This is a genomic window from Streptomyces sp. LS-MS-L19 (genome assembly GCF_058382285.1).
Genome location: NZ_JBYCLL010000001.1, coordinates 2,553,575 through 2,575,175, shown reverse-complemented (window position 1 = coordinate 2,575,175; position 21,601 = coordinate 2,553,575). Strand labels below are relative to the sequence as shown.

Annotated in this window: 16 protein-coding genes; 15 read left to right on the top strand and 1 reads right to left on the bottom strand. The window is 70.0% G+C overall.

From position 1 onward, the window contains the following. Positions 1–3 precede the first annotated feature (3 nt). The 14 genes from AC2XR2_RS11375 to AC2XR2_RS11310 all read left to right on the top strand — a co-directional run bounded on the left by AC2XR2_RS11375 (position 4) and on the right by AC2XR2_RS11310 (position 16,307). On the top strand, positions 4–1,980 hold the full coding sequence (locus AC2XR2_RS11375) for a peptidoglycan D,D-transpeptidase FtsI family protein (RefSeq protein ID WP_381302894.1): 1,977 nt from the start codon (positions 4–6) through the stop codon (positions 1,978–1,980). A gap of 190 nt (positions 1,981–2,170) precedes the next feature. Beyond that, positions 2,171–3,691, top strand: coding sequence for a UDP-N-acetylmuramoyl-L-alanyl-D-glutamate--2,6-diaminopimelate ligase (locus tag AC2XR2_RS11370; protein WP_491518433.1), 1,521 nt, complete (start codon positions 2,171–2,173; stop codon positions 3,689–3,691). Positions 3,692–3,695: 4 nt separating this feature from the next. Further along, entirely contained in the window at positions 3,696–5,096 is a 1,401-nt protein-coding gene (locus AC2XR2_RS11365) for a UDP-N-acetylmuramoyl-tripeptide--D-alanyl-D-alanine ligase (RefSeq protein ID WP_381302893.1), read from the top strand. Further along, entirely contained in the window at positions 5,093–6,166 is a 1,074-nt protein-coding gene (gene mraY, locus AC2XR2_RS11360) for a phospho-N-acetylmuramoyl-pentapeptide-transferase (protein ID WP_280894318.1), read from the top strand. Before AC2XR2_RS11365 ends, mraY begins: the two co-directional genes overlap by 4 nt. Further along, a complete protein-coding gene (murD, locus tag AC2XR2_RS11355; protein WP_491514951.1) occupies positions 6,148–7,575 on the top strand; it encodes a UDP-N-acetylmuramoyl-L-alanine--D-glutamate ligase in 1,428 nt (475 codons plus the stop codon). The genes mraY and murD overlap by 19 nt, the downstream gene beginning before the upstream one ends. 145 nt (positions 7,576–7,720) lie before the next feature. Beyond that, a complete protein-coding gene (gene ftsW / locus AC2XR2_RS11350) occupies positions 7,721–9,082 on the top strand; it encodes a putative lipid II flippase FtsW (RefSeq protein ID WP_381302891.1) in 1,362 nt (453 codons plus the stop codon). A gap of 6 nt (positions 9,083–9,088) precedes the next feature. Further along, positions 9,089–10,180: an undecaprenyldiphospho-muramoylpentapeptide beta-N-acetylglucosaminyltransferase gene (gene murG, locus AC2XR2_RS11345; protein WP_020137454.1), complete on the top strand. Its 1,092-nt coding sequence runs from the start codon at positions 9,089–9,091 to the stop codon at positions 10,178–10,180. A gap of 25 nt (positions 10,181–10,205) precedes the next feature. Further along, complete coding sequence (locus AC2XR2_RS11340; RefSeq protein ID WP_449352138.1) at positions 10,206–11,000, top strand: cell division protein FtsQ/DivIB; 795 nt, start codon at positions 10,206–10,208, stop codon at positions 10,998–11,000. Between the two features lie 287 nt (positions 11,001–11,287). Further along, positions 11,288–12,484 (top strand): cell division protein FtsZ, encoded by a 1,197-nt coding sequence (gene ftsZ / locus AC2XR2_RS11335; protein WP_330267542.1) that lies wholly within the window; start codon positions 11,288–11,290, stop codon positions 12,482–12,484. Beyond that, entirely contained in the window at positions 12,481–13,209 is a 729-nt protein-coding gene (pgeF, locus tag AC2XR2_RS11330; protein WP_330267543.1) for a peptidoglycan editing factor PgeF, read from the top strand. The genes ftsZ and pgeF overlap by 4 nt, the downstream gene beginning before the upstream one ends. Positions 13,210–13,215: 6 nt before the next feature. Next, positions 13,216–13,935 (top strand): YggS family pyridoxal phosphate-dependent enzyme, encoded by a 720-nt coding sequence (locus AC2XR2_RS11325; RefSeq protein ID WP_330267544.1) that lies wholly within the window; start codon positions 13,216–13,218, stop codon positions 13,933–13,935. A 129-nt stretch (positions 13,936–14,064) separates the two neighbouring features. Beyond that, on the top strand, positions 14,065–14,706 hold the full coding sequence (locus tag AC2XR2_RS11320; RefSeq protein WP_356465918.1) for a cell division protein SepF: 642 nt from the start codon (positions 14,065–14,067) through the stop codon (positions 14,704–14,706). Positions 14,707–14,779: 73 nt separating this feature from the next. Continuing rightward, complete coding sequence (locus AC2XR2_RS11315; RefSeq protein ID WP_020137460.1) at positions 14,780–15,064, top strand: YggT family protein; 285 nt, start codon at positions 14,780–14,782, stop codon at positions 15,062–15,064. Positions 15,065–15,110: 46 nt separating this feature from the next. Further along, complete coding sequence (locus tag AC2XR2_RS11310; protein ID WP_330267546.1) at positions 15,111–16,307, top strand: DivIVA domain-containing protein; 1,197 nt, start codon at positions 15,111–15,113, stop codon at positions 16,305–16,307. 155 nt (positions 16,308–16,462) lie between these two features. Here the strand turns inward: AC2XR2_RS11310 and ileS are convergent, their stop codons facing one another. After that, positions 16,463–19,600: an isoleucine--tRNA ligase gene (gene ileS, locus AC2XR2_RS11305; RefSeq protein ID WP_491514950.1), complete on the bottom strand. Its 3,138-nt coding sequence runs from the start codon at positions 19,598–19,600 to the stop codon at positions 16,463–16,465. Positions 19,601–20,188: 588 nt separating this feature from the next. Between ileS and AC2XR2_RS11300 the strand changes: the two genes are divergently transcribed. After that, positions 20,189–21,550 carry a TraR/DksA family transcriptional regulator gene (locus AC2XR2_RS11300; RefSeq protein WP_491514949.1) on the top strand — a complete coding sequence of 454 codons (1,362 nt, stop codon included), beginning with the start codon at positions 20,189–20,191 and terminating at the stop codon, positions 21,548–21,550. Positions 21,551–21,601 lie beyond the last annotated feature (51 nt).

Sequence of the window (21,601 nt, the reverse complement as noted above, 5' to 3'; positions counted from 1 at the left end):
GCAGTGTCCGACGATTTCGGCCGGCAGCCGCCGCGCCGCCGCGTGCCCGGACCCGCGCGCCCCGAGCGCTCCGCCCGCCCCGTCGGCCGGCCGCGCCCGGGCCCCGGAGCCCGCCCGGCCCGCCGCCCCGCCGCGCCCCGCACGGCGGCCCCCAAGACCATCCGCCTGGGCAGTCCCCGCCCCCGGCTGCGCCTGGTCGGCGTCGCGCTGACGCTGGTGCTGGCCGCCTTCGTCGTACGACTGCTCCAGGTGCAGGCCGTCGACGCGAGCACGTACGCGGCCAAGGCCGAGCAGAACCGGTACGTCGGCTACACCCTGGCCGCCGAGCGCGGCGGGATCACCGACCGCGCCGGGGTGGCCCTCGCGACCAGCGAGGACGCGTACGACATCACCGCCGACCCGACGCTGTTCACCCGCAAGCAGCTGAAGATCGACGACGGCCCCGAGCAGGCCGCCGCGCTGCTCGCCCCGATCCTGGGGCAGGAGCAGGAGAAGATCGTCCAGAAGCTGCGGCCCAAGGACAAGAAGCTGCGCTACGTCCTGCTCGCGAGCCGTCAGACCCCGCAGGTCTGGAAGCAGATCAAGGACCTCAAGACCGCGCTCGCGGCCAAGTCCGGGACCGACCCGGGCACGGCCAACGTCCTCGGGGGCGTCCTGTCGGTGCCGACCACCAAGCGGGTGTACCCGAACGGCGATCTCGCCGCCGGGATACTGGGCTGGGTCAACGCCGACGGCAAGGGCGGCGGCGGGGTCGAGCAGGAGCTGAACACGCTGCTGGCCGGCAAGGACGGCAAGATCCGCTACGCCCAGTCCGGAGGCCGGCAGGTGCCCACGGTGGGTTCCACCGAGACACCCGCGGTGCCCGGCAGCGACGTGGAGCTCACCATCGACCGTGACATCCAGTGGGCCGCCCAGAAGGCCATCACCGACCAGGTGAAGGAGTCCAAGGCGGACCGCGGGTACGTGATAGTGCAGGACACCCGGACCGGTGAGGTCCTCGCCATGGCCAACTCGCCCGGCTTCGACCCCAACGACCTGTCCAAGGCGAGCTCGGTGAACATGGGCAACGCGGCCCTCCAGGACGCCTACGAGCCCGGCTCCACCGCCAAGATCATGTCCATGGCCGCCGTACTGGAACAGGGCGTCGCCACCCCGCTCACACATGTCGTCGTCCCCAACCGGCTGCACCGCGGCGACCGGCTCTTCAAGGACGACATCGACCACGAGACGTGGTACCTCACGCTCAACGGCGTGCTCGCCAAGTCCTCGAACATCGGCACCATCCTGGCGACCGGCCAGCTCGGCAAGACCCAGGCGCAGGCCAACCAGGTCCTCTACTCCTACCTGCGCAAGTTCGGGCTCGGCAGCTACTCCGGGCTCGACTTCCCCGGCGAGACCCCCGGCATCCTCGCCAAGCCCGCCGACTGGTCGACCTCGCAGCAGTACACGATTCCTTTCGGCCAGGGTGTCTCCCTCAACGCGATGCAGGCCGCGTCCGTCTACTCGACGATCGCCAACGGCGGCGTCCGTATCGAACCCACGCTGGTACGCGGCACCAAGGGGCCCGACGGACGCTTCACACCCGCCGCGAAGCCCAAGGAGACAAGGGTCGTCAGTGCCAGGACGGCGAGGACCCTCGCCCAGATGCTGGAGTCCGTCGTGGACGACCAGGAGGGCACCGGCACCAAGGCGCGCATCCCCGGCTACCGGGTCGCGGGCAAGACGGGCACCGCCAACCGCGTGGATCCGGCCACCGGCAAGTACAAGGGCTACACCTCGTCGTTCGCGGGCTTCGCGCCCGCCGACAAGCCCCGGATCACCGTCTACTGCGCCATCCAGAACGCCACCAAGGGCAGCTACTTCGGCGGCCAGATCTGCGGGCCCGTCTACAAGCAGGTCATGGAGTTCGCCCTGAAGACCCTCCAGGTCCCGCCCACGGGGGCGAAGGCCGCGCGGCTGCCCGTCACCTACACGCCCTGATCAGCGGCCCCCGCCACCTCGTCCGCACCTCGGAAAGGCCACCAGGAACCACCTCGTGACGATGATCACCTCCGACGCCGGGAACCAGGGCGCCCCCCGCCCCTCACTTCGCTCCGAGGCGGGTGCGCCCGGTACGCTCACCGCCGTGCCACACGCTGATCAGTCCCAAACCACCCAGAAGGGCGCACCCGTGACCTATCCGGGACCGCCCCGGCCGGTCCGGGTCTCCGCAACACCCCTCGCGGAGCTCGCCGATCAGCTGGGTGCCGATGTGCCGAAGAGCGACGCCGAGATCACGGGCATCACCCATGACTCACGCGCCGTCCGCCCCGGCGACCTGTACGCCGCCCTCCCGGGCGCCCGGCTGCACGGCGCCGACTTCGCCAACCAGGCCGCGAGCCTCGGCGCGGTCGCCGTGCTGACCGACCCGACCGGCGCCGAGCGCGCCACCGCGACCGGACTTCCGGTCCTGGTCGTCGACGACCCGCGCGCGCGGATGGGCGAACTGGCGGCCACGATCTACGGCCACCCGGGCCGCGACCTGCTCCAGATCGCCATCACCGGCACCTCCGGCAAGACCACCACGGCGTACCTCGTCGAGGGCGGTCTGAGGACCTCCCACAGCACCGGGCTGATCGGCACGGTCGAGATGCGCATCGGCGACGAGCGCATCAAGTCCGAGCGGACCACGCCCGAGGCCACCGACCTCCAGGCCCTGTTCGCGGTCATGCGTGAGCGCGGCGTCGAGGCGGTCGCCATGGAGGTCTCCAGCCACGCGCTGGTCCTCGGCCGGGTCGACGCCTGCGTCTTCGACATCGGCGTCTTCACCAACCTCAGCCCGGAGCACATGGAGTTCCACTCCGGCATGGAGGACTACTTCCAGGCGAAGGCGCAGCTCTTCACGCCGAAACGCAGCCGTCTCGGCGTCGTCAACCTCGACGACGAGTACGGCCGCCGGCTGGTCAAGGAGGCCTCGGTCCCGGTCGTCACCTTCTCCGCGGAGGGACACCCCGACGCCGACTGGCGTGCCGAGGACGTCCGGGTCGGCCCGATGGACTCGACGTTCACCGTGCTCGGCCCCAAGGACGAGCGGATCACCGCCAGGTCGCCGCTGCCGGGCCCCTTCAACGTGGCGAACACCCTCGCCGCGATCGTCGCCCTGGCCGCCGCGGGCCTCGACCCGCAGACCGCCGCCGACGGCGTCGCCGCGGTGCCGGGCGTGCCGGGCCGACTCGAGCGCGTGGACGCCGGGCAGCCCTACCTCGCGGTCGTGGACTACGCCCACAAGACGGACGCCGTCGAGTCGGTGCTCAAGGCGCTCCGCAAGGTCACCGAGGGCAAGGTGCACGTCGTGCTGGGCTGCGGGGGCGACCGGGACACCACCAAGCGCGGGCCCATGGGTGCCGCCGTGGCCCGCCTCGCCGACACCGCCGTACTGACCTCCGACAACCCCCGCTCCGAGGACCCGCTCGCGATCCTCGCAACCATGCTCGAGGGTGCGGCGTCCGTGCCAGTACACGAACGCGGCGAGGTCCAGGTCTTCGAGGACCGGGCCGCCGCGATCGCCGCAGCCGTCGCCCGCGCGCAGCCCGGTGACACCGTGCTCGTCGCGGGCAAGGGCCACGAGCAGGGCCAGGACATCGCCGGGGTGGTCCGTCCCTTCGACGACCGCCAGGTGCTTCGAGAAGCCATCCAGAAGACCCAGGGATGAACTTGTGATCGCCCTCTCTCTCGCCGAGATCGCCTCAGTCGTCGGCGGGCAGACGCACGACATACCGGATCCGTCGGTGCAGGTGCACGGGCCCGTCGTCATCGACTCCCGGCAGGTGGCGGACGGCAGTCTGTTCGCCGCCTTCGTGGGAGAGCGCGTCGACGGCCACGACTACGCGGAGCAGGCCGTCCGGGCGGGCGCGGTGGCCGTGCTGGCCCAACGCCCCGTCGGTGTGCCCTCGATCGTCGTCGACGACGTCCAGACGGCCCTCGGCGCCCTCGCGCGTCATGTCGTCCGACGGCTCGGCGCGACCCTCGTCGGCCTCACCGGCTCGGCCGGGAAGACCAGCACCAAGGACCTGATCGCGCAGGTGCTCCGGCGCAAGGCGCCGACGGTGTTCACACCGGGCTCGCTCAACAACGAGATCGGGCTGCCGCTCACCGCGCTCACCGCCACCGCGGAAACCCGGTTCCTCGTCCTGGAGATGGGCGCCCGAGGCATCGGGCACATCGCCTACCTCACCGATCTGACGCCCCCGAGGATCGGCCTCGTCCTGAACGTCGGCTCCGCCCACATCGGCGAGTTCGGCGGCCGCGAGCAGATCGCGCAGGCCAAGGGCGAACTCGTGGAAGCACTGCCGGAGGACGGCGCGGCGATCCTCAACGCCGACGATCCGCTCGTACGGGCCATGGCCTCCCGTACGAAGGCGAAGGTGCTCCTTTTCGGAGAGTCCGGCGAAGCGGACGTACGCGCCGAGAACGTGCGACTCATGGACAGCGGACAGCCCGCCTTCATGCTCCACACACCCTCCGGTGCAAGCGAAGTGACCATGCGCCTGTACGGTGAGCACCACGTGTCGAACGCGCTCGCCGCGGCCGCCGTCGCCCATGAGCTGGGCATGTCCGCAACCGAGATCGCCACCGCGCTCTCCGAGGCGGGCTCCCTCTCCCGCTGGCGTATGGAGGTCACCGAGCGCCCGGACGGCGTGACCATCGTCAACGACGCCTACAACGCGAACCCCGAGTCCATGCGAGCGGCCTTGCGCGCGCTCGCGGCGATGGGCAAGGGGCGGCGGACCTGGGCGGTGCTCGGCAAGATGGCCGAGCTCGGGGACGAGGCGCTCGCCGAGCACGACGCGGTCGGACGGCTCGCCGTCCGGCTCAATGTCGGCAAGCTCGTCGCGGTCGGGGGCAGGGAAGCGTCCTGGCTGCAACTGGGCGCATATAACGAGGGTTCGTGGGGTGAGGAGTCGGTGCACGTGTCCGACGCACAGGCGGCGGTCGACCTGCTGCGCAGCGAGTTGCGCCCGGGAGACGTCGTCCTCGTGAAGGCGTCCCGTTCGGTCGGCCTGGAGAGCGTCGCCCAGGCGCTGCTCGACGCCGAGGGTGAGGTTGCCGCCCGATGATGAAGCAGATCCTGTTCTCAGGAGTCATCGGTCTCTTTCTGACCCTGGTCGGCACTCCGCTGCTGATCAAGCTGCTCGCGCGCAAGGGTTACGGCCAGTACATCCGCGACGACGGCCCGCGCGAGCACGCCAGCAAGCGCGGTACGCCGACGATGGGCGGTATCGCCTTCATCCTGGCGACCGTCGTGGCGTACTTCCTGTCCAAGGTCATCACCGGCTACCCGCCCACCTACTCGGGCCTGTTGGTGCTCGGCCTGATGTGCGGCATGGGTCTCGTCGGCTTCCTCGACGACTACATCAAGATCGTCAAGCGGCGTTCGCTGGGCCTGCGGGCCAAGGCGAAGATGGCCGGCCAGCTGATCGTCGGCATCAGCTTCGCGGTGCTCGCGCTGATGTTCCCGGACGCCCGGGGCAACACCCCGGCCTCCACCAAGCTGTCGTTCATCACCGACTTCGGCTGGAAGATCGGCCCGATCCTGTTCGTGGTCTGGGCGCTGTTCATGATCCTCGCGATGTCGAACGGCGTGAACCTCACCGACGGTCTGGACGGCCTCGCCACCGGCGCCTCCGTGCTCGTCTTCGGTGCCTACACGTTCATCGGCGTCTGGCAGTTCCAGGAGTCCTGCGCCAACGCGGGCACCCTGACCAACCCCAACGCCTGCTACGAGGTGCGCGATCCGCTCGACCTCGCCGTGATCGCCTCCGCGCTGATGGGCGCCTGCCTCGGCTTCCTGTGGTGGAACACCTCGCCGGCCAAGATCTTCATGGGTGACACCGGTTCGCTCGCCCTCGGCGGTGTCCTGACCGGCCTCGCGATCCTGTCCCGCACCGAACTCCTGGTCGCCATCATGGGCGGTCTGTTCGTTCTCATCACCATGTCGGTCGTCATCCAGGTCGGCTCCTTCCGGCTCACCGGCAAGCGCGTCTTCCGGATGGCCCCGCTCCAGCACCACTTCGAACTCAAGGGCTGGTCCGAGGTCCTGGTCGTGGTCCGTTTCTGGATCATCCAGGGCATCTGTGTGATCGTCGGACTGGGTCTCTTCTACGCGGGATGGGCAGCAGAGAAGTGATCGACCTGCAGGGCACGCACGTCACCGTCGCCGGGCTCGGCGTCTCCGGCATCCCGGCGGCCAAGGTGCTGCACGCGCGCGGGGCGCACGTCACCGTCGTCAACGACGGCGACGACGCACGCGCGCGTGAGCAGGCCGCCGAGTTGGAGGCGCTCGGCGTCACCGTCCGGCTCGGCGACGGCGCGACCCTGCCGGACGGCACCGAACTCGTCGTCACCGCACCGGGCTGGAAGCCGGACAAGCCGCTCTTCACGGCGGCCCGCGCGGCCGGCGTCGAGATCTGGGGCGACGTCGAACTCGCCTGGCGGCTCAGGGGCCCCGACGCGGCCCCCTGGCTCGCGATCACCGGCACCAACGGCAAGACGACCACCACCCAGATGCTGGCGTCGATCCTGAAGGCCGCGGGCCTGCGTACGGCCGCCGTCGGCAACATCGGCGTCTCCGTGCTGGACGCGGTGCTCGGCGACGAGCAGTACGACGTCCTCGCCGTGGAGTTGTCGAGCTACCAGCTCCACTGGGCGCCCTCCGTGCGCGCCCACTCCGCGGCCGTCCTGAACCTCGCGCCGGACCACCTCGACTGGCACGGCTCCATGGAGGCGTACGCGCGCGACAAGGGCCGTGTCTACGAGGGCAATCGGGTCGCCTGCGTCTACAACGTCGCCGACAAGGCCACCGAGGACCTGGTGCGCGAGGCGGACGTGGAGGAGGGCTGCCGGGCGATCGGCTTCACCCTCGGCACCCCCGGGCCGTCCCAACTCGGTGTCGTGGAAGGCATCCTGGTGGACCGCGCCTTCGTCGAGGACCGGCACAAGAACGCCCAGGAGCTCGCCGAGATCTCCGACGTCAACCCGCCGGCCCCGCACAACATCGCCAACGCCCTTGCCGCGGCCGCCCTCGCACGCGCTCTCGGGGTGCCCCCGAGGGCCGTACGCGACGGACTCAGGAACTTCACCCCGGACGCGCACCGCATCGCCCACGTGGCCGACGTGGACGGGGTTTCGTACGTGGACGACTCCAAGGCCACCAACACCCACGCGGCGGAAGCCTCGTTGGCGGCCTACGAGTCGATCGTGTGGATCGCGGGCGGGCTCGCCAAGGGCGCGACCTTCGACGAGCTGGTCGCCAAGTCGGCAAAGCGACTTCGCGGGGTCGTCCTGATCGGCCAGGACCGCGCCCTGATCCGCGAAGCCCTCGCGCGACACGCCCCGGAAGTACCCGTGGTCGACCTCGACCGGACCGACACTGGTGCGATGCTCGCGGCTGTGCAGGAGGCCTCGCGTCTCGCCGTCGCGGGCGACACCGTGTTGTTGGCGCCCGCCTGTGCGTCGATGGACATGTTCGCCAACTACAACAAGCGCGGTGAGGCGTTCGCGGAGGCGGTTCGCGACATCGCGGGCGCCGGCGCCTGACGGCGGATTTCGGCCAAGGCGGGCGCTCACAGGAACCTTGGAGGGCGCGTGACTCGGGTGTGGTCGGTTCGTGGTCGGCTGCGGGTCGTGGGGGCTGGTCGCGCAGTTCCCCGCGCCCCTAGGGAGTTGGGGCTGGCGGTGTTCTGTGTCCAGTAGCCGTACAGGCCGGCCTCCCGTCCAGCGGGCCGCCAGGCGTCCCGTCGCTGCCCGGCCCGCACGCGAGAATCCCGTCCTACGGCTCTACACGCGCGCGCGCAAGGCCTGGGACCGTCCGCTGACCGCCTACTACCTGATCCTCGGCGGCAGTCTGCTGATCACCGTGCTCGGGCTGGTGATGGTCTACTCGGCCTCCCAGATCACCGCGCTCCAGATGTCGTTGCCGGGCTCCTTCTTCTTCCGCAAGCAGTTCCTGGCCGCCGCCATCGGCGCCGGACTGCTGCTGGTGGCCTCCCGGATGCCGGTCAAGCTGCACCGGGCGCTCGCCTACCCGATCCTGGCGGGCGCGGTGTTCCTGATGGCCCTGGTGCAGGTGCCGGGGATAGGGATGTCGGTCAACGGCAACCAGAACTGGATCTCGCTCGGCGGCTCCTTCCAGATCCAGCCCAGCGAGTTCGGCAAGCTCGCGCTCGTGCTGTGGGCGGCCGACCTGCTGGCCCGCAAGCAGGACAAGAAGCTGCTGACCCAGTGGAAGCACATGCTGGTGCCGCTCGTCCCGGTCGCCTTCCTGCTGCTCGGGCTGATCATGCTCGGCGGCGACATGGGTACGGCGATCATCCTGACGGCGATCCTGTTCGGGCTGCTGTGGCTCGCGGGGGCCCCGACCCGGCTGTTCGTCGGGGTGCTGTCGGTCGCCGCGTTCATCGGGTTCGTCCTGATCAAGACCAGCCCCAACCGCATGGCCCGGCTCGCCTGCATCGGCGCCACCGAGCCCAAGGCGGGCGCCGCCGACTGCTGGCAGGCCGTGCACGGCATCTACGCCCTCGCCTCCGGCGGAATCTTCGGTTCCGGGCTCGGTGCGAGTGTGGAGAAATGGGGCCAACTCCCTGAAGCCCACACGGACTTCATCTTCGCCGTCACGGGTGAGGAACTGGGCCTCGCGGGGACGCTGTCGGTGCTCGCCCTCTTCGCGGCTCTAGGCTATGCGGGTATCCGCGTGGCCGGACGCACGGAGGACCCCTTCGTGAGGTATGCCGCGGGAGGCGTGACCACCTGGATCACCGCTCAGGCAGTGATCAACATCGGTGCGGTGCTCGGTCTGCTGCCGATCGCCGGCGTCCCGCTCCCGCTGTTCTCCTACGGAGGGTCCGCCCTGCTGCCGACCATGTTCGCCATCGGGCTGCTGATCGCCTTCGCGCGGGACGACCCCGCTGCGCGGGCGGCGCTGTCGATGCGGCAACCTCGCTTTGGTAAAAAGCGGGCGGGAGGCGCCGTGCCGGCACGGGGGCCTCGGAGATGGAACACGATGCGACGGCGCGCCCCCTCGGCGCGTTCGTCCGGAGAGCGGTGAATTTCGGTGCATGTCGTACTCGCCGGTGGGGGGACCGCCGGCCACATCGAGCCCGCGCTCGCCCTCGCGGACGCCCTGCGCAGGCAGGACCCGGGAGTGGGGATCACGGCCCTGGGCACGGAACGGGGTCTGGAGACCAAGCTCGTCCCGCAGCGCGGCTACGAGCTCGCTCTCATCCCGGCCGTCCCGCTGCCCCGTAAGCCCACCCCCGAGCTGATCACCGTGCCGGGCCGGCTGCGCGGCACGATCAAGGCCACCGAGCAGATCCTGGAGCGCACCAAGGCCGACGCGGTCGTCGGCTTCGGCGGCTATGTCGCGCTGCCCGGCTACCTCGCCGCCAAGCGCCTCGGCGTGCCGATCGTGATCCACGAGGCCAACGCCCGCCCCGGCCTCGCCAACAAGATCGGCTCCCGGTACGCCGCCCAGGTCGCCGTCGCCACGCCGGACAGCAAGCTGCGCAACTCCCGGTACATCGGCATCCCGCTGCGCCACACCATCGCCACCCTGGACCGGGCCGCCGCCCGTCCCGAGGCCCGCGCGATGTTCGGCCTCGACCCCAACCTGCCCACGCTGCTGGTCTCCGGCGGCTCGCAGGGCGCCCGGCGCCTCAACGAGGTCGTCCAGCAGGTCGCGCCCTGGCTCCAGCAGGCCGGGATCCAGATCCTGCACGCGGTCGGCCCGAAGAACGAACTGCCGCATGTACAGCAGATGCCGGGAATGCCCCCCTACATCCCGGTAAGTTACCTGGACCGGATGGACCTCGCGTACGCCGCGGCCGACATGATGCTCTGCCGTGCGGGCGCGATGACCGTCGCCGAACTCTCCGCCGTCGGACTCCCGGCCGCCTACGTCCCGCTGCCCATCGGCAACGGCGAACAGCGGCTGAACGCCCAGCCGGTGGTCAAGGCCGGCGGCGGACTGCTGGTCGACGACGCGGAACTGACGCCGGACTGGGTCCGGGCCAACGTCCTGCCCGTGCTCGCCGACCCGCACCGGCTGTACGAGATGTCCCGCGCCGCCGCCGAGTTCGGCCGCCGGGACGCCGACGACCTGCTCGTCGGCATGGTCTACGAGGCGATCGCCTCGCAGCGCCGTTAGGACCCGTGTACGAAGGGCAGGAAGCGTGGCCGGACCGACGACCGCCGAGCGCGGTGAACGCCAGCAGGAGTCGTCCGGCCCGCCGTCCGCCCGGCGGTTGAGGGTGCGTCGGCTTCGTGTGATCATCATCCTCGCCGTGGTGCTCGTCCTGCTCTCCGCGGGCACCGTCTGGCTGTTGTACGGCTCCCAGTGGCTGCGCGTCGAACGCGTTTCGGTCTCCGGGACCAGGGTGCTCACCCCGAAGCAGGTGAGCGAGGCCGCCGACGTGCCCCTCGGATCGCCGCTGATTTCCGTCGACACCGATGCGATCGAGGCACGACTGCGCCGGAAATTGCCCCGAATTGACTCGGTTGACGTCAGCCGTTCCTGGCCCCATGGAATCGGGCTGAAAGTGACCGAGCGAACTCCGGTTCTGCTTGTCCAAAAGGGCGGAAAGTTTGTCGAAGTGGACGATGACGGTGTCCGTTTCGCCACGGTTTCCGTAGCCCCGAAAGGCGTCCCCGCACTGCAAATGACGCTCTCCCAGCCGGGCTCCCGCGCCGCGAGCCTGCGCCGCTTCGGAGAGGACCGGCTGGTGCGTGAGGCGGTGCGCGTGGCGGGTGACATTCCGGCCTTCGTCGCGCGCGCCACGCGTTCCGTCAAGGTGCGTTCCTACGACGACATCTTGCTGGTGATGAACGACGGCCGGACCGTCGCGTGGGGGAGCAGCGAGAAGGGTGCCGCGAAGGCCCGTACGCTCACCGCTCTCGTCAAAGCGGCCCCCGACGCACGGCACTTCGACGTCAGCGTTCCCACCGCCCCCGCGTCATCGGGGAGTTGACGCACATCAGCGCAGGCCAGCACCCTGGTTGGGCACTGCTACGGCTGATCACATAGGGTGAAAAGAAAAACGGGAGGTTCGGCGTGTTCGTTGAACGTGCGCCACTTGTCGACTTAGTGTCCTGTTCAGAAGACTCCAGGGAACAGACACACTGGTAACCCTAAACTTCAGCGTTAGGGTTCGGGTCGGCGCTACGGACCGTCCCATTCGGCATCAGTCGGCGGATCGCGAGGCAGCAGTGCCTCGTTGGTTCGGCGACACGTAACTCGAGGCGAGAGGCCTTCGACGTGGCAGCACCGCAGAACTACCTCGCAGTCATCAAAGTCATCGGTGTCGGCGGCGGTGGTGTCAATGCCATCAACCGGATGATCGAGGTCGGTCTCAAGGGCGTCGAGTTCATCGCCATCAACACCGACGCGCAGGCGCTGTTGATGAGCGACGCCGACGTCAAGCTCGACGTCGGCCGCGAACTCACCCGCGGACTCGGCGCCGGCGCCAACCCGGCCGTCGGCCGCAAGGCCGCCGAGGACCACCGCGAGGAGATCGAGGAGGTCCTCAAGGGGGCCGACATGGTCTTCGTGACGGCCGGTGAGGGCGGCGGCACCGGCACCGGCGGCGCGCCCGTCGTGGCCAACATCGCCCGCTCGCTGGGCGCCCTCACCATCGGCGTGGTCACCCGCCCGTTCACCTTCGAGGGCCGGCGCCGCGCCAACCAGGCCGAGGACGGCATCGCGGAGCTCCGCGAAGAGGTCGACACCCTCATCGTCATCCCCAACGACCGGCTGCTGTCCATCTCGGACCGCCAGGTCTCGGTGCTCGACGCCTTCAAGTCGGCCGACCAGGTCCTGCTCTCCGGTGTCCAGGGCATCACCGACCTCATCACCACCCCCGGTCTGATCAACCTCGACTTCGCCGACGTCAAGTCGGTCATGTCCGAGGCCGGTTCGGCCCTCATGGGCATCGGCTCCGCCCGCGGCGACGACCGCGCGGTGGCCGCGGCCGAGATGGCGATCTCCTCGCCGCTCCTGGAGGCGTCCATCGACGGCGCCCGCGGTGTGCTGCTCTCCATCTCCGGCGGCTCCGACCTCGGCCTGTTCGAGATCAACGAAGCCGCCCAGCTGGTCAGCGAGGCCGCCCACCCCGAGGCCAACATCATCTTCGGTGCGGTCATCGACGACGCCCTCGGCGACGAGGTCCGCGTCACCGTGATCGCCGCCGGCTTCGACGGCGGCCAGCCGCCGGCCCGCCGCGAGACCGTCATGGGCTCGTCCGCCTCCTCGGCCCGCCGCGACGAGCCCACTCCGGTACGGCAGCCCGAGAGCCGTCCGTCCTTCGGCTCGCTCGGCAGCGTCACGCCGAAGGAGGACCCGGAGCCCGCGCCCGAGCCGGTCGCCGACCTCCCGGTCGCCCCGCCGGTACCGCCGTCGCGGAGCTACTCCGACAGCGCGGCCGAGGAACTGGACGTGCCGGACTTCCTGAAGTGATAGGACAGCGCGAGAGCGTGAGCGGCGCGCACTTCGCCTTCACCGACCGGTGGGGCGGGGTGAGCGCCGCTCCGTATGAGGAGCTCAACCTCGGCGGAGCGGTCGGCGACGACCCCGAGGCCGTAGGGACCAACCGCGAACTGGCCGCCAAGTCGCTCGGGCTCGACCCGGCAAGGGTGGTCTGGATGAACCAGGTGCACGGTGCGGACGTCGAGGTGGTCTCCGCGCCGTGGGGTGAGCGGCCGGTGCCCCGGGTCGACGCGATCGTCACCGCCGAACGCGGTCTCGCCCTCGCCGTCCTGACCGCCGACTGCACTCCGGTGCTGCTCGCCGACCCGGTCGCCGGGATCGTCGCGGCGGCCCACGCCGGCCGGCCCGGCATGGTCGCCGGAGTCGTCCCCGCCGCGCTACGCGCGATGACCGGACTCGGCGCCGATCCCGCCCGGATCGTCGCCCGCACCGGGCCCGCCGTCTGCGGCAAGTGCTACGAAGTGCCCGAGGAGATGCGCGCCGACGTCGCCGCCGTCGAACCCGCGGCGCACGCCGAGACGAGTTGGGGCACCCCCGCGGTCGACGTGACCGCCGGAGTGCACGCGCAACTCGACCGGCTCGGAGTGCGCGACCGGCAGCAGTCGCCGGTGTGCACGATCGAGTCGGACGACCACTTCTCCTACCGCCGCGAGCGCACCACGGGGCGACTCGCGGGATATGTCTGGCTGGGCTGATGGGGCATGACGGACCGTAAGGACGAACTCGCCGCGAATCTGGCGAAAGTGGAGGAGCGCATCGCCGCCGCGTGCGCCGCCGCCGGGCGCGGGCGTGACGAGGTGACCCTCATCGTGGTCACCAAGACCTACCCCGCGAGCGATGTGCGGATCCTCGCCGAGCTCGGGGTGCGGCACGTCGCCGAGAACAAGGACCAGGACGCGGCGCCCAAGGCCGCCGAATGCTCCGATCTGCCCCTTACTTGGCACTTTGTTGGCCAGTTGCAGACCAACAAGGTGCGATCTGTTGTGGGTTATGCGGATCTGGTGCAGTCCGTCGATCGTTCCAAGCTGGTGACGGCTCTCTCCAAGGAGGCCGTGAAGGCCGGGCGTGAAGTGGGCTGCCTGATCCAGGTCGCTCTCGACGCCGGTTCGAGCGAGCGAGGGGAGCGGGGAGGTGTGGCGCCGGGCGGGATCGGGGAGTTGGCCGATCTCGTGGCCGGGGCTCCGGGGCTGCGGCTCGACGGACTGATGACCGTCGCTCCGCTCACCGGGGAGTACGCGGGACGCGAACAGGCGGCGTTCGAGCGGTTGATGGATTTGTCGACCGACCTGCGCCGAGCCCATCCGGCTGCGAACATGGTCTCGGCAGGGATGAGTGCGGACCTCGAACAGGCCGTGGCGGCCGGAGCGACACATGTGCGCGTCGGCACCGCGGTACTCGGAGTCCGCCCCAGGCTCGGGTAACGTCGCCAGGAAGTCGGACCACAGCAGAAAATATGGTCATTACCGCCGGAAGGCGGCATTAACGACCTCGTGGATCGCGGGCACTTGGCAGTCGTCAGTCGATCCACCACAGAGCGGAGGACTCAGAGAATGGCCGGCGCGATGCGCAAGATGGCGGTCTACCTCGGCCTCGTGGAGGACGATGGGTACGACGGCCGTGGTTTTGACCCCGACGACGACTTCGAGCCCGAACTCGACCCGGAGCCCGAGCGGGACCGGCGACGGCATGAGCCGTCTCACCAGTCACATCAGGCACTTCAGCCCGAAAGGGACGAATCGGTCAGAGTCGTGCAGCCCTCGGTGCAGCGCGACCCCGTGCCGCGATCCGCTTCGCTCGCCGCGGAATCGGTGCGCCCCGCGCGCATCGCGCCCGTGGCATCCATCACACAAGAGCGCGCAAGCCTGGAGAAGAACGCACCGGTGATCATGCCCAAGGTCGTGTCGGAACGAGAGCCTTACCGGATCACCACACTTCACCCCCGGACCTACAACGAGGCCCGTACCATCGGGGAACACTTCCGTGAGGGCACCCCGGTGATCATGAATCTGACTGAGATGGATGACACAGACGCGAAGCGACTTGTCGACTTTGCGGCCGGTTTGGTGTTTGGTCTTCACGGCAGCATCGAGCGGGTGACGCAGAAGGTGTTCCTGTTGTCGCCTGCTAACGTCGATGTCACGGCGGAGGACAAGGCCCGCATCGCAGAGGGCGGGTTCTTCAACCAGAGCTGAGACGCACGACCGGAAACAGCAGGACAAAGCAGTACCCAGCAGCACGGAAACAGGGGAGAGGGAAGCACCAGCAATGAGCGTGGTCGTTCAGGTGATCTACATCGCGCTGATGTGTTTCCTCATCGTGCTCATCTTCCGGTTGGTCATGGACTATGTCTTCCAGTTCGCCCGCTCGTGGCAACCCGGCAAGGCGATGGTGGTCGTTCTGGAGGCCACCTACACTGTCACTGATCCACCGCTCAAGCTTCTGCGGCGGGTTATCCCGCCGTTGCGTCTCGGGGGCGTGGCGCTCGACCTGTCCTTCTTCGTACTGATGATCATCGTCTACATCCTGATCTCCGTCGTGAGCCGGCTGTGAACGATACGGTCTTGCCGAATGCCGACGACTACGTTGAGGTGAAGAGATGCCGTTGACCCCCGAGGACGTGCGGAACAAGCAGTTCACGACCGTCCGCCTCCGAGAAGGCTATGACGAGGACGAGGTCGATGCCTTCCTCGACGAGGTCGAAGCCGAACTGACGCGCCTGCTCCGCGAGAACGAGGACCTGCGCGCCAAACTGGCCGCGGCCACGCGCGCTGCTGCCCAGAACCAGCAGAACATGCGCAAGCCCCCGGAGCAGGACGGACCGCAGGGCGGCATGCAGCAGCAGGGTGGCATGCCCGGACAGGGGATGCCGCAGCAGGGCATGCGTGGACCCGGTCCCGGCGCCCCCGTACCGGCCGGCATATCTGGGCCGCCGCAGCAGCAGATGGGTGGCCCCATGGGTGGTCCGCCCCAGCTGCCGAGCGGTGCGCCGCAGCTGCCCGCCGGTCCCAGCGGCCAGGGCGGCCCGCAGGGTCCCGGACCGATGGGTCAGGGTCCGATGGGCCAGGGCCCCATGGGCCAGGGTCCGATGGGCCAGGGCACCATGGGCGGTCAGCCGCCCATGCAGCAGCAGATGGGTGGCCCGATGGGCGGCCCCATGGGCGGTCCGATGGGCGGCCCCGGTCAGGGCCCTGGTGGCGACAGCGCCGCCCGAGTCCTCTCGCTGGCCCAGCAGACCGCCGACCAGGCGATCGCCGAGGCCCGCTCCGAGGCCAACAAGATCGTGGGCGAGGCGCGTTCGCGTGCCGAGGGCCTCGAGCGTGACGCCCGTGCCAAGGCCGACGCCCTGGAGCGGGACGCGCAGGAGAAGCACCGCGTCGCGATGGGCTCGCTCGAGTCCGCTCGCGCCACGCTGGAGCGCAAGGTCGAGGACCTGCGCGGCTTCGAGCGCGAGTACCGCACGCGTCTGAAGTCGTACCTCGAGTCGCAGCTGCGTCAGCTGGAGACCCAGGCCGACGACTCGCTGGCTCCGCCGCGTACCCCGGCGACCGCGTCGCTGCCGCCGTCCCCGGCGCCTTCCATGGCTCCGGCCGGTGCGAGCGCCCCGTCGTACGGCGGCAACCCCGGTGGCATGGGCGGCGGTCCTTCGCCGGCCGCTCCGTCCTACGGCGGCCAGCAGCAGATGTCGCCCGCCATGACCCAGCCGATGGCGCCGGTACGGCCGCAGGGCCCCGGCCCGATGGGCCAGGCTCCGTCGCCGATGCGTGGCTTCCTCATCGACGAGGACGACAACTGACGGCCTCTTATACGCCTTAGGCGTCGGCAGCGTTCAGGGAGGGGCCCCGGATTTCGATCCGGGGCCCCTCCCTTTTACGCGTGTTGATCACCATGACGGTCAAGACGAAGGCCCGGCCTCCTCAAGGGGAGGCCGGGCCTTCGTGTCCCGGAGGCTTACGCCTTGCGCAGCCGGAACGTCAGGGACAGGCCCTCGTCGGTGAACGGCTCACCGTAGGAGCCGTCCGCCTCTCCCTGCGCGAAGTCCGTCGCCAGGACCTCGTCGGAGATCAGCCCCGCGTGCTCGGTGAGCGCCGCGATCACGGCCGGGTCGGTGGACGTCCAGCGCAGCGCGATCCGGTCGGCCACGTCGAGGCCGCTGTTCTTGCGGGCCTCCTGGATCAGGCGGATCGCGTCACGGGCGAGGCCCGCCTGGCGGAGCTCCTCGGTGATCTCCAGGTCCAGGGCGACCGTGGCACCCGAGTCGGACGCCACCGACCAGCCCTCGCGCGGGGTCTCCGTGATGATCACCTCGTCGGGGGCGAGCGTGATGGTCTCACCGTCGACCTCGACCGACGCCGTGCCCTCGCGCAGGGCGAGGGAGAGCGCGGCCGCGTCGGCGTTCGCGACGGCCTTGGCCACGTCCTGGACGCGCTTGCCGAACCGCTTGCCCAGGGCGCGGAAGTTGGCCTTCGCGGTGGTGTCGACCAGGCTGCCGCCGACCTCGGAGAGGGACGCGAGCGAGCTCACGTTCAGTTCCTCGGTGATCTGCGCGTGCAGTTCACGGTCGAGGGCGTCGAAACCGGTCGCCGCGATCAGCGCCCGGGACAGCGGCTGGCGGGTCTTCACACCCGACTCCGCGCGCGTGGCCCGGCCCAGCTCGACGAGCCGGCGCACCAGGACCATCTGCCTCGACAGCTCCGGGTCGATCGCGGAGAGGTCCGCCTCCGGCCAGGAGGTCAGGTGCACCGACTCCGGGGCGCCCGGGGTGACGGGCACCACCAGGTCCTGCCAGACCCGCTCGGTGATGAACGGGGTCAGCGGGGCCATCAGCTTGGTGACCGTCTCGACGACCTCGTGCAGGGTGCGCAGCGCGGCCTTGTCGCCCTGCCAGAAGCGGCGCCGGGACCGTCGTACGTACCAGTTGGACAGGTCGTCGACGAACGCCGAGAGGAGCTTGCCGGCGCGCTGGGTGTCGTAGGCCTCCAGGGACTGGGTCACCTGGTCGGTCAGGGCGTGCAGTTCGGACAGCAGCCAGCGGTCCAGGACCGGGCGGTCGGCCGGGGCCGGGTCGGCCGCGCTGGGCGCCCAGTTCGACGTGCGGGCGTACAGGGCCTGGAAGGCGACCGTGTTCCAGTACGTCAGGAGCGTCTTGCGGACGACCTCCTGGATGGTGCCGTGGCCCACCCGGCGGGCCGCCCACGGGGAGCCGCCGGCCGCCATGAACCAGCGCACCGCGTCCGCGCCGTGCCGGTCCATCAGCGGGATCGGCTCCAGGGTGTTGCCCAGGTGCTTGGACATCTTGCGGCCGTCCTCGGCGAGGATGTGGCCGAGGCAGACGACGTTCTCGTACGACGACTTGTCGAAGACCAGGGTGCCGACGGCCATCAGCGTGTAGAACCAGCCGCGCGTCTGGTCGATGGCCTCGGAGATGAACTGCGCCGGGTAGCGGGACTCGAACAGTTCCTTGTTCTTGTACGGGTAGCCCCACTGCGCGAACGGCATCGAACCCGAGTCGTACCAGGCGTCGATGACCTCCGGCACGCGCGTGGCCGTCTTTCCGCAGCCGTCCTGGGGGCAGGCGAAGGTGACCTCGTCGATGAACGGGCGGTGCGGGTCGAGGCCGGAGTGGTCCGTGCCGGACAGCTCGGTGAGCTCCGCGCGGGAGCCGACGACCGTGAGGTGGTCGTCCTCGCAGCGCCAGATCGGCAGCGGGGTGCCCCAGTAGCGGTTGCGGGACAGCGCCCAGTCGATGTTGTTGGTCAGCCAGTCGCCGTACCGGCCGTGCTTGACGGTGTCCGGGAACCAGTTGGTGTTCTCGTTCTCCTGGAGGAGACGGTCCTTGATGGCCGTGGTGCGGATGTACCAGGACGGCTGCGCGTAGTAGAGGAGCGCGGTGTGGCAGCGCCAGCAGTGCGGGTAGCTGTGCTCGTACGGGATGTGCCGGAAGAGGAGGCCGCGCTGCTGGAGGTCCTCGGTGAGCTTTTCGTCCGCCTTCTTGAAGAAGACGCCGCCCACCAGGGGGACGTCCTCCTCGAAGGTGCCGTCCGGGCGGACCGGGTTCACGACCGGCAGGCCGTAGGCGCGGCAGACCTTGAGGTCGTCCTCACCGAAGGCGGGGGACTGGTGGACCAGGCCCGTACCGTCCTCGGTCGTCACGTACTCCGCGTTGACGACGAAATGTGCCGGTTCCGGGAACTCGACCAGCTCGAACGGACGTTGATAGGTCCAGCGCTCCATTTCGGCGCCGGTGAAGGATCGGCCGGTGGTCTCCCAGCCCTCGCCGAGCGCCTTGGCGAGCAGCGGCTCGGCGACGACGAGCTTCTCCTCGCCGTTGGTCGCGACGACGTAGGTGACCTCCGGGTGCGCGGCGACCGCCGTGTTGGACACCAGGGTCCAGGGGGTCGTCGTCCACACCAGGAGCGCTGCCTCGCCGGCGAGCGGACCGGAGGTGAGCGGGAAACGGACGTACACGGACGGGTCCACGACCGTCTCGTAGCCCTGCGCCAGCTCGTGGTCCGAGAGGCCGGTGCCGCAGCGGGGGCACCAGGGGGCGACGCGGTGGTCCTGGACCAGCAGGCCCTTCTCGAAGATCGTCTTCAGCGACCACCAGACCGACTCGATGTACTCGGGGTCCATCGTGCGGTAGGGGTCCTGGAGGTCGGTCCAGTAGCCCATGCGGGTCGTGAGCGCCTCGAAGGCGTCGGTGTGGCGGGTCACCGACTCGCGGCACTTGGCGTTGAACTCGGCGATGCCGTACTTCTCGATGTCCTGCTTGCCGGAGAAGCCGAGCTCCTTCTCCACCGCGAGCTCCACCGGCAGGCCGTGGCAGTCCCAGCCGGCCTTGCGGGCCACGTGGTAGCCGCGCATGGTGCGGAAGCGGGGGAAGACGTCCTTGAAGACGCGGGCCTCGATGTGGTGCGCGCCCGGCATGCCGTTGGCGGTGGGCGGGCCCTCGTAGAACACCCACTCGGGGCGGCCCTCGGACTGCTCCAGGGTCTTGGCGAAGATCTTCTGCTCGCGCCAGAAGTCGAGCACCGCGTGCTCGAGCGCGGGCAGGTCGACCTGGGCGGGCACCTGGCGGTACTGCGTCATCAGTCTTCCTCCGGCGGATGTGCTGCCTTCCGTCCGGAGGGACGAGAGCCTTGTTCTCTACGCCGGTCTCGGCGCGCTCCCGCGGTACCACCCTCCTTGGCCCGCCGACACGGGGTGTGTGCCGGTGAGCCCCCTCATTGGGGTCGCGATGCCGGGTCTACGCCCCCTGCTGGGGGTTTCTTCCGGCGGCTCCGGGGTGATCTTCACGTCGCGCTCGCCCCCGGGCTTCCACCGTCCCCGGGTCGCTCTGGGCTGCGTACGCCGCTACTCGTCCCCATCCACGCTTCTCGCTCCGCCCAGTGTACGGCGCCCCGGGGACAGCGGCCGACCGGTTTTCCGGGGCCGGGTGGGGAGGCCGCCGTAGGGCGTGGGGTGACCCGAATGGAGCGGCACGGCTGTTCGCATTCCGGGACGGGCGGTCCGGCGGATTACCCGGCGGGGAGCTGGGCACAACGCTTGCATGCTTCCCGCCCCGCGCGCGTGGGGCGGGCGAATCGGGCGGCGTGCCCCGTTGCCGCGGGACTCAAGTCGATTTATCGTCCCAGCACGATTCGCGAGCAAGATCACAATATGTGAAGGGGCCGCGGCATGGTGGCGAAGAAGACCGCCGTACAGCAGTCGGCGTCGGGCCGGTCCACCGATGCCCGGGCCTCCGGCGGCGAGGCCAAAGGGGCGGGCGGGAAGAAGAGCGCGCGGGGGGCGTCCGCCGCGTCGCCCGCCAAGGGTGCGGTCAAGGCCGTGAAGGCGGTCGGAGCGGCGGCGAAGAGCGTTGCGAAGAAGGCCGCCGGCAAGAAGGCCACGGCGTCGGGGGCGGCTCCCGGCGGACGGGGGGCCGCGGAGGAGGAGCGCTCGGCCGGGAGACCGGCGGCCGGGCCGCCGGTCGGCGGGACGGCGGAGAGCACCAGGGGTGTCGGGAAGGCCTCGGTCACGAAGCAGACCGCGACGGCGAGGAAAACGGCAGGCAAGAAGGCGGTCGCGAAGGAGGCGGCCGGCGAGAAGGCTGCGGTCACCAAGAAGGCGGCCGAGAAGGCCGGGGGCGCCGAGAAGTCCGGCGTCGCCAAGAAGGCCCCGGCCTCGAAGAAGAAGGCGGTCACGAAGAAGAGTGCGGCCGAGAGCGCGGCTGCCACGAAGAGTGCGGCCAAGAGCGCGGCTGCCACGAAGAGTGCGGCCAAGAGCGCCGCTGCCACGAAGAGTGCGGCCAAGAGCGCCGCTGCCACGAAGAGCACGGCCAAGAGCGTGGCCGGAACCAAGGCCGCGGCCAAGAAGGCGGCTGCGACGAAGGCCGCGGGGAAGAAGACCGCCGTGAAGGACACCACGGTCGAGGAGACGGTCGCCGCGGAGGCCGGTGTCCCGCAGGGGGATGCCGGGCAGGGCACCTCCGGGAGGAGCACCCCCACGAAGCGGGCGGGCAGGAAGAGCACGGCCAAGAAGGCGGGCGCGGCCGAGGCCGCGAAGAAGACGGGAGCCACGACGGTGGTTGCGAAGAAGACTCCTGGCACGGCCACGGCGGCCAAGGCCGCCGTACCCAACGCGCGTGTCACCGCGGTGGAGCCCGGCGAACTCGCGGTACGCCCCGGTGAGGATCCCTGGACGCCCGAGGAGGTCGAGGAGGCGCGCGCGGAGCTGACGGCCGAGGTGCTGCGGCTGCGCACCGAGATCACCACCTCCGAGGAGTCCCTGGTCGGGCTCATGCGGGACTCCGGCGACGGCGCGGGCGACGACCAGGCCGACACCGGCACGAAGAACATCACGCGGGAGAGCGAGATGGCCCTCGCTGCCAACGCGCGCGAGATGCTCACCCAGACCGAGCGCGCCCTCGGACGCCTCGACGCCGGCACCTACGGCCTGTGCGAGAACTGCGGCAATCCCATCGGAAAGGCACGCATGCAGGCCTTCCCACGCGCGACCCTGTGCGTGGAGTGCAAGCAGAAGCAGGAACGCCGGTACTGAGGGTCCTTGTGGGCGTGTCGTACCCTCGTCCTCAGTCAGGTACCTAGGTCG

Coding starts and splice junctions, on each gene's coding strand:
- mraY (WP_280894318.1), top strand. CDS start 5,093: ATGATGAAGCAGATCCTGTTCTCAGGAGTCATCGGTCTCTTTCTGACC.
- murD (WP_491514951.1), top strand. CDS start 6,148: ATGGGCAGCAGAGAAGTGATCGACCTGCAGGGCACGCACGTCACCGTC.
- AC2XR2_RS11325 (WP_330267544.1), top strand. CDS start 13,216: ATGACGGACCGTAAGGACGAACTCGCCGCGAATCTGGCGAAAGTGGAG.
- AC2XR2_RS11320 (WP_356465918.1), top strand. CDS start 14,065: ATGGCCGGCGCGATGCGCAAGATGGCGGTCTACCTCGGCCTCGTGGAG.
- AC2XR2_RS11315 (WP_020137460.1), top strand. CDS start 14,780: ATGAGCGTGGTCGTTCAGGTGATCTACATCGCGCTGATGTGTTTCCTC.
- AC2XR2_RS11310 (WP_330267546.1), top strand. CDS start 15,111: ATGCCGTTGACCCCCGAGGACGTGCGGAACAAGCAGTTCACGACCGTC.
- ileS (WP_491514950.1), bottom strand. CDS start 19,600: ATGACGCAGTACCGCCAGGTGCCCGCCCAGGTCGACCTGCCCGCGCTC.
- AC2XR2_RS11300 (WP_491514949.1), top strand. CDS start 20,189: ATGGTGGCGAAGAAGACCGCCGTACAGCAGTCGGCGTCGGGCCGGTCC.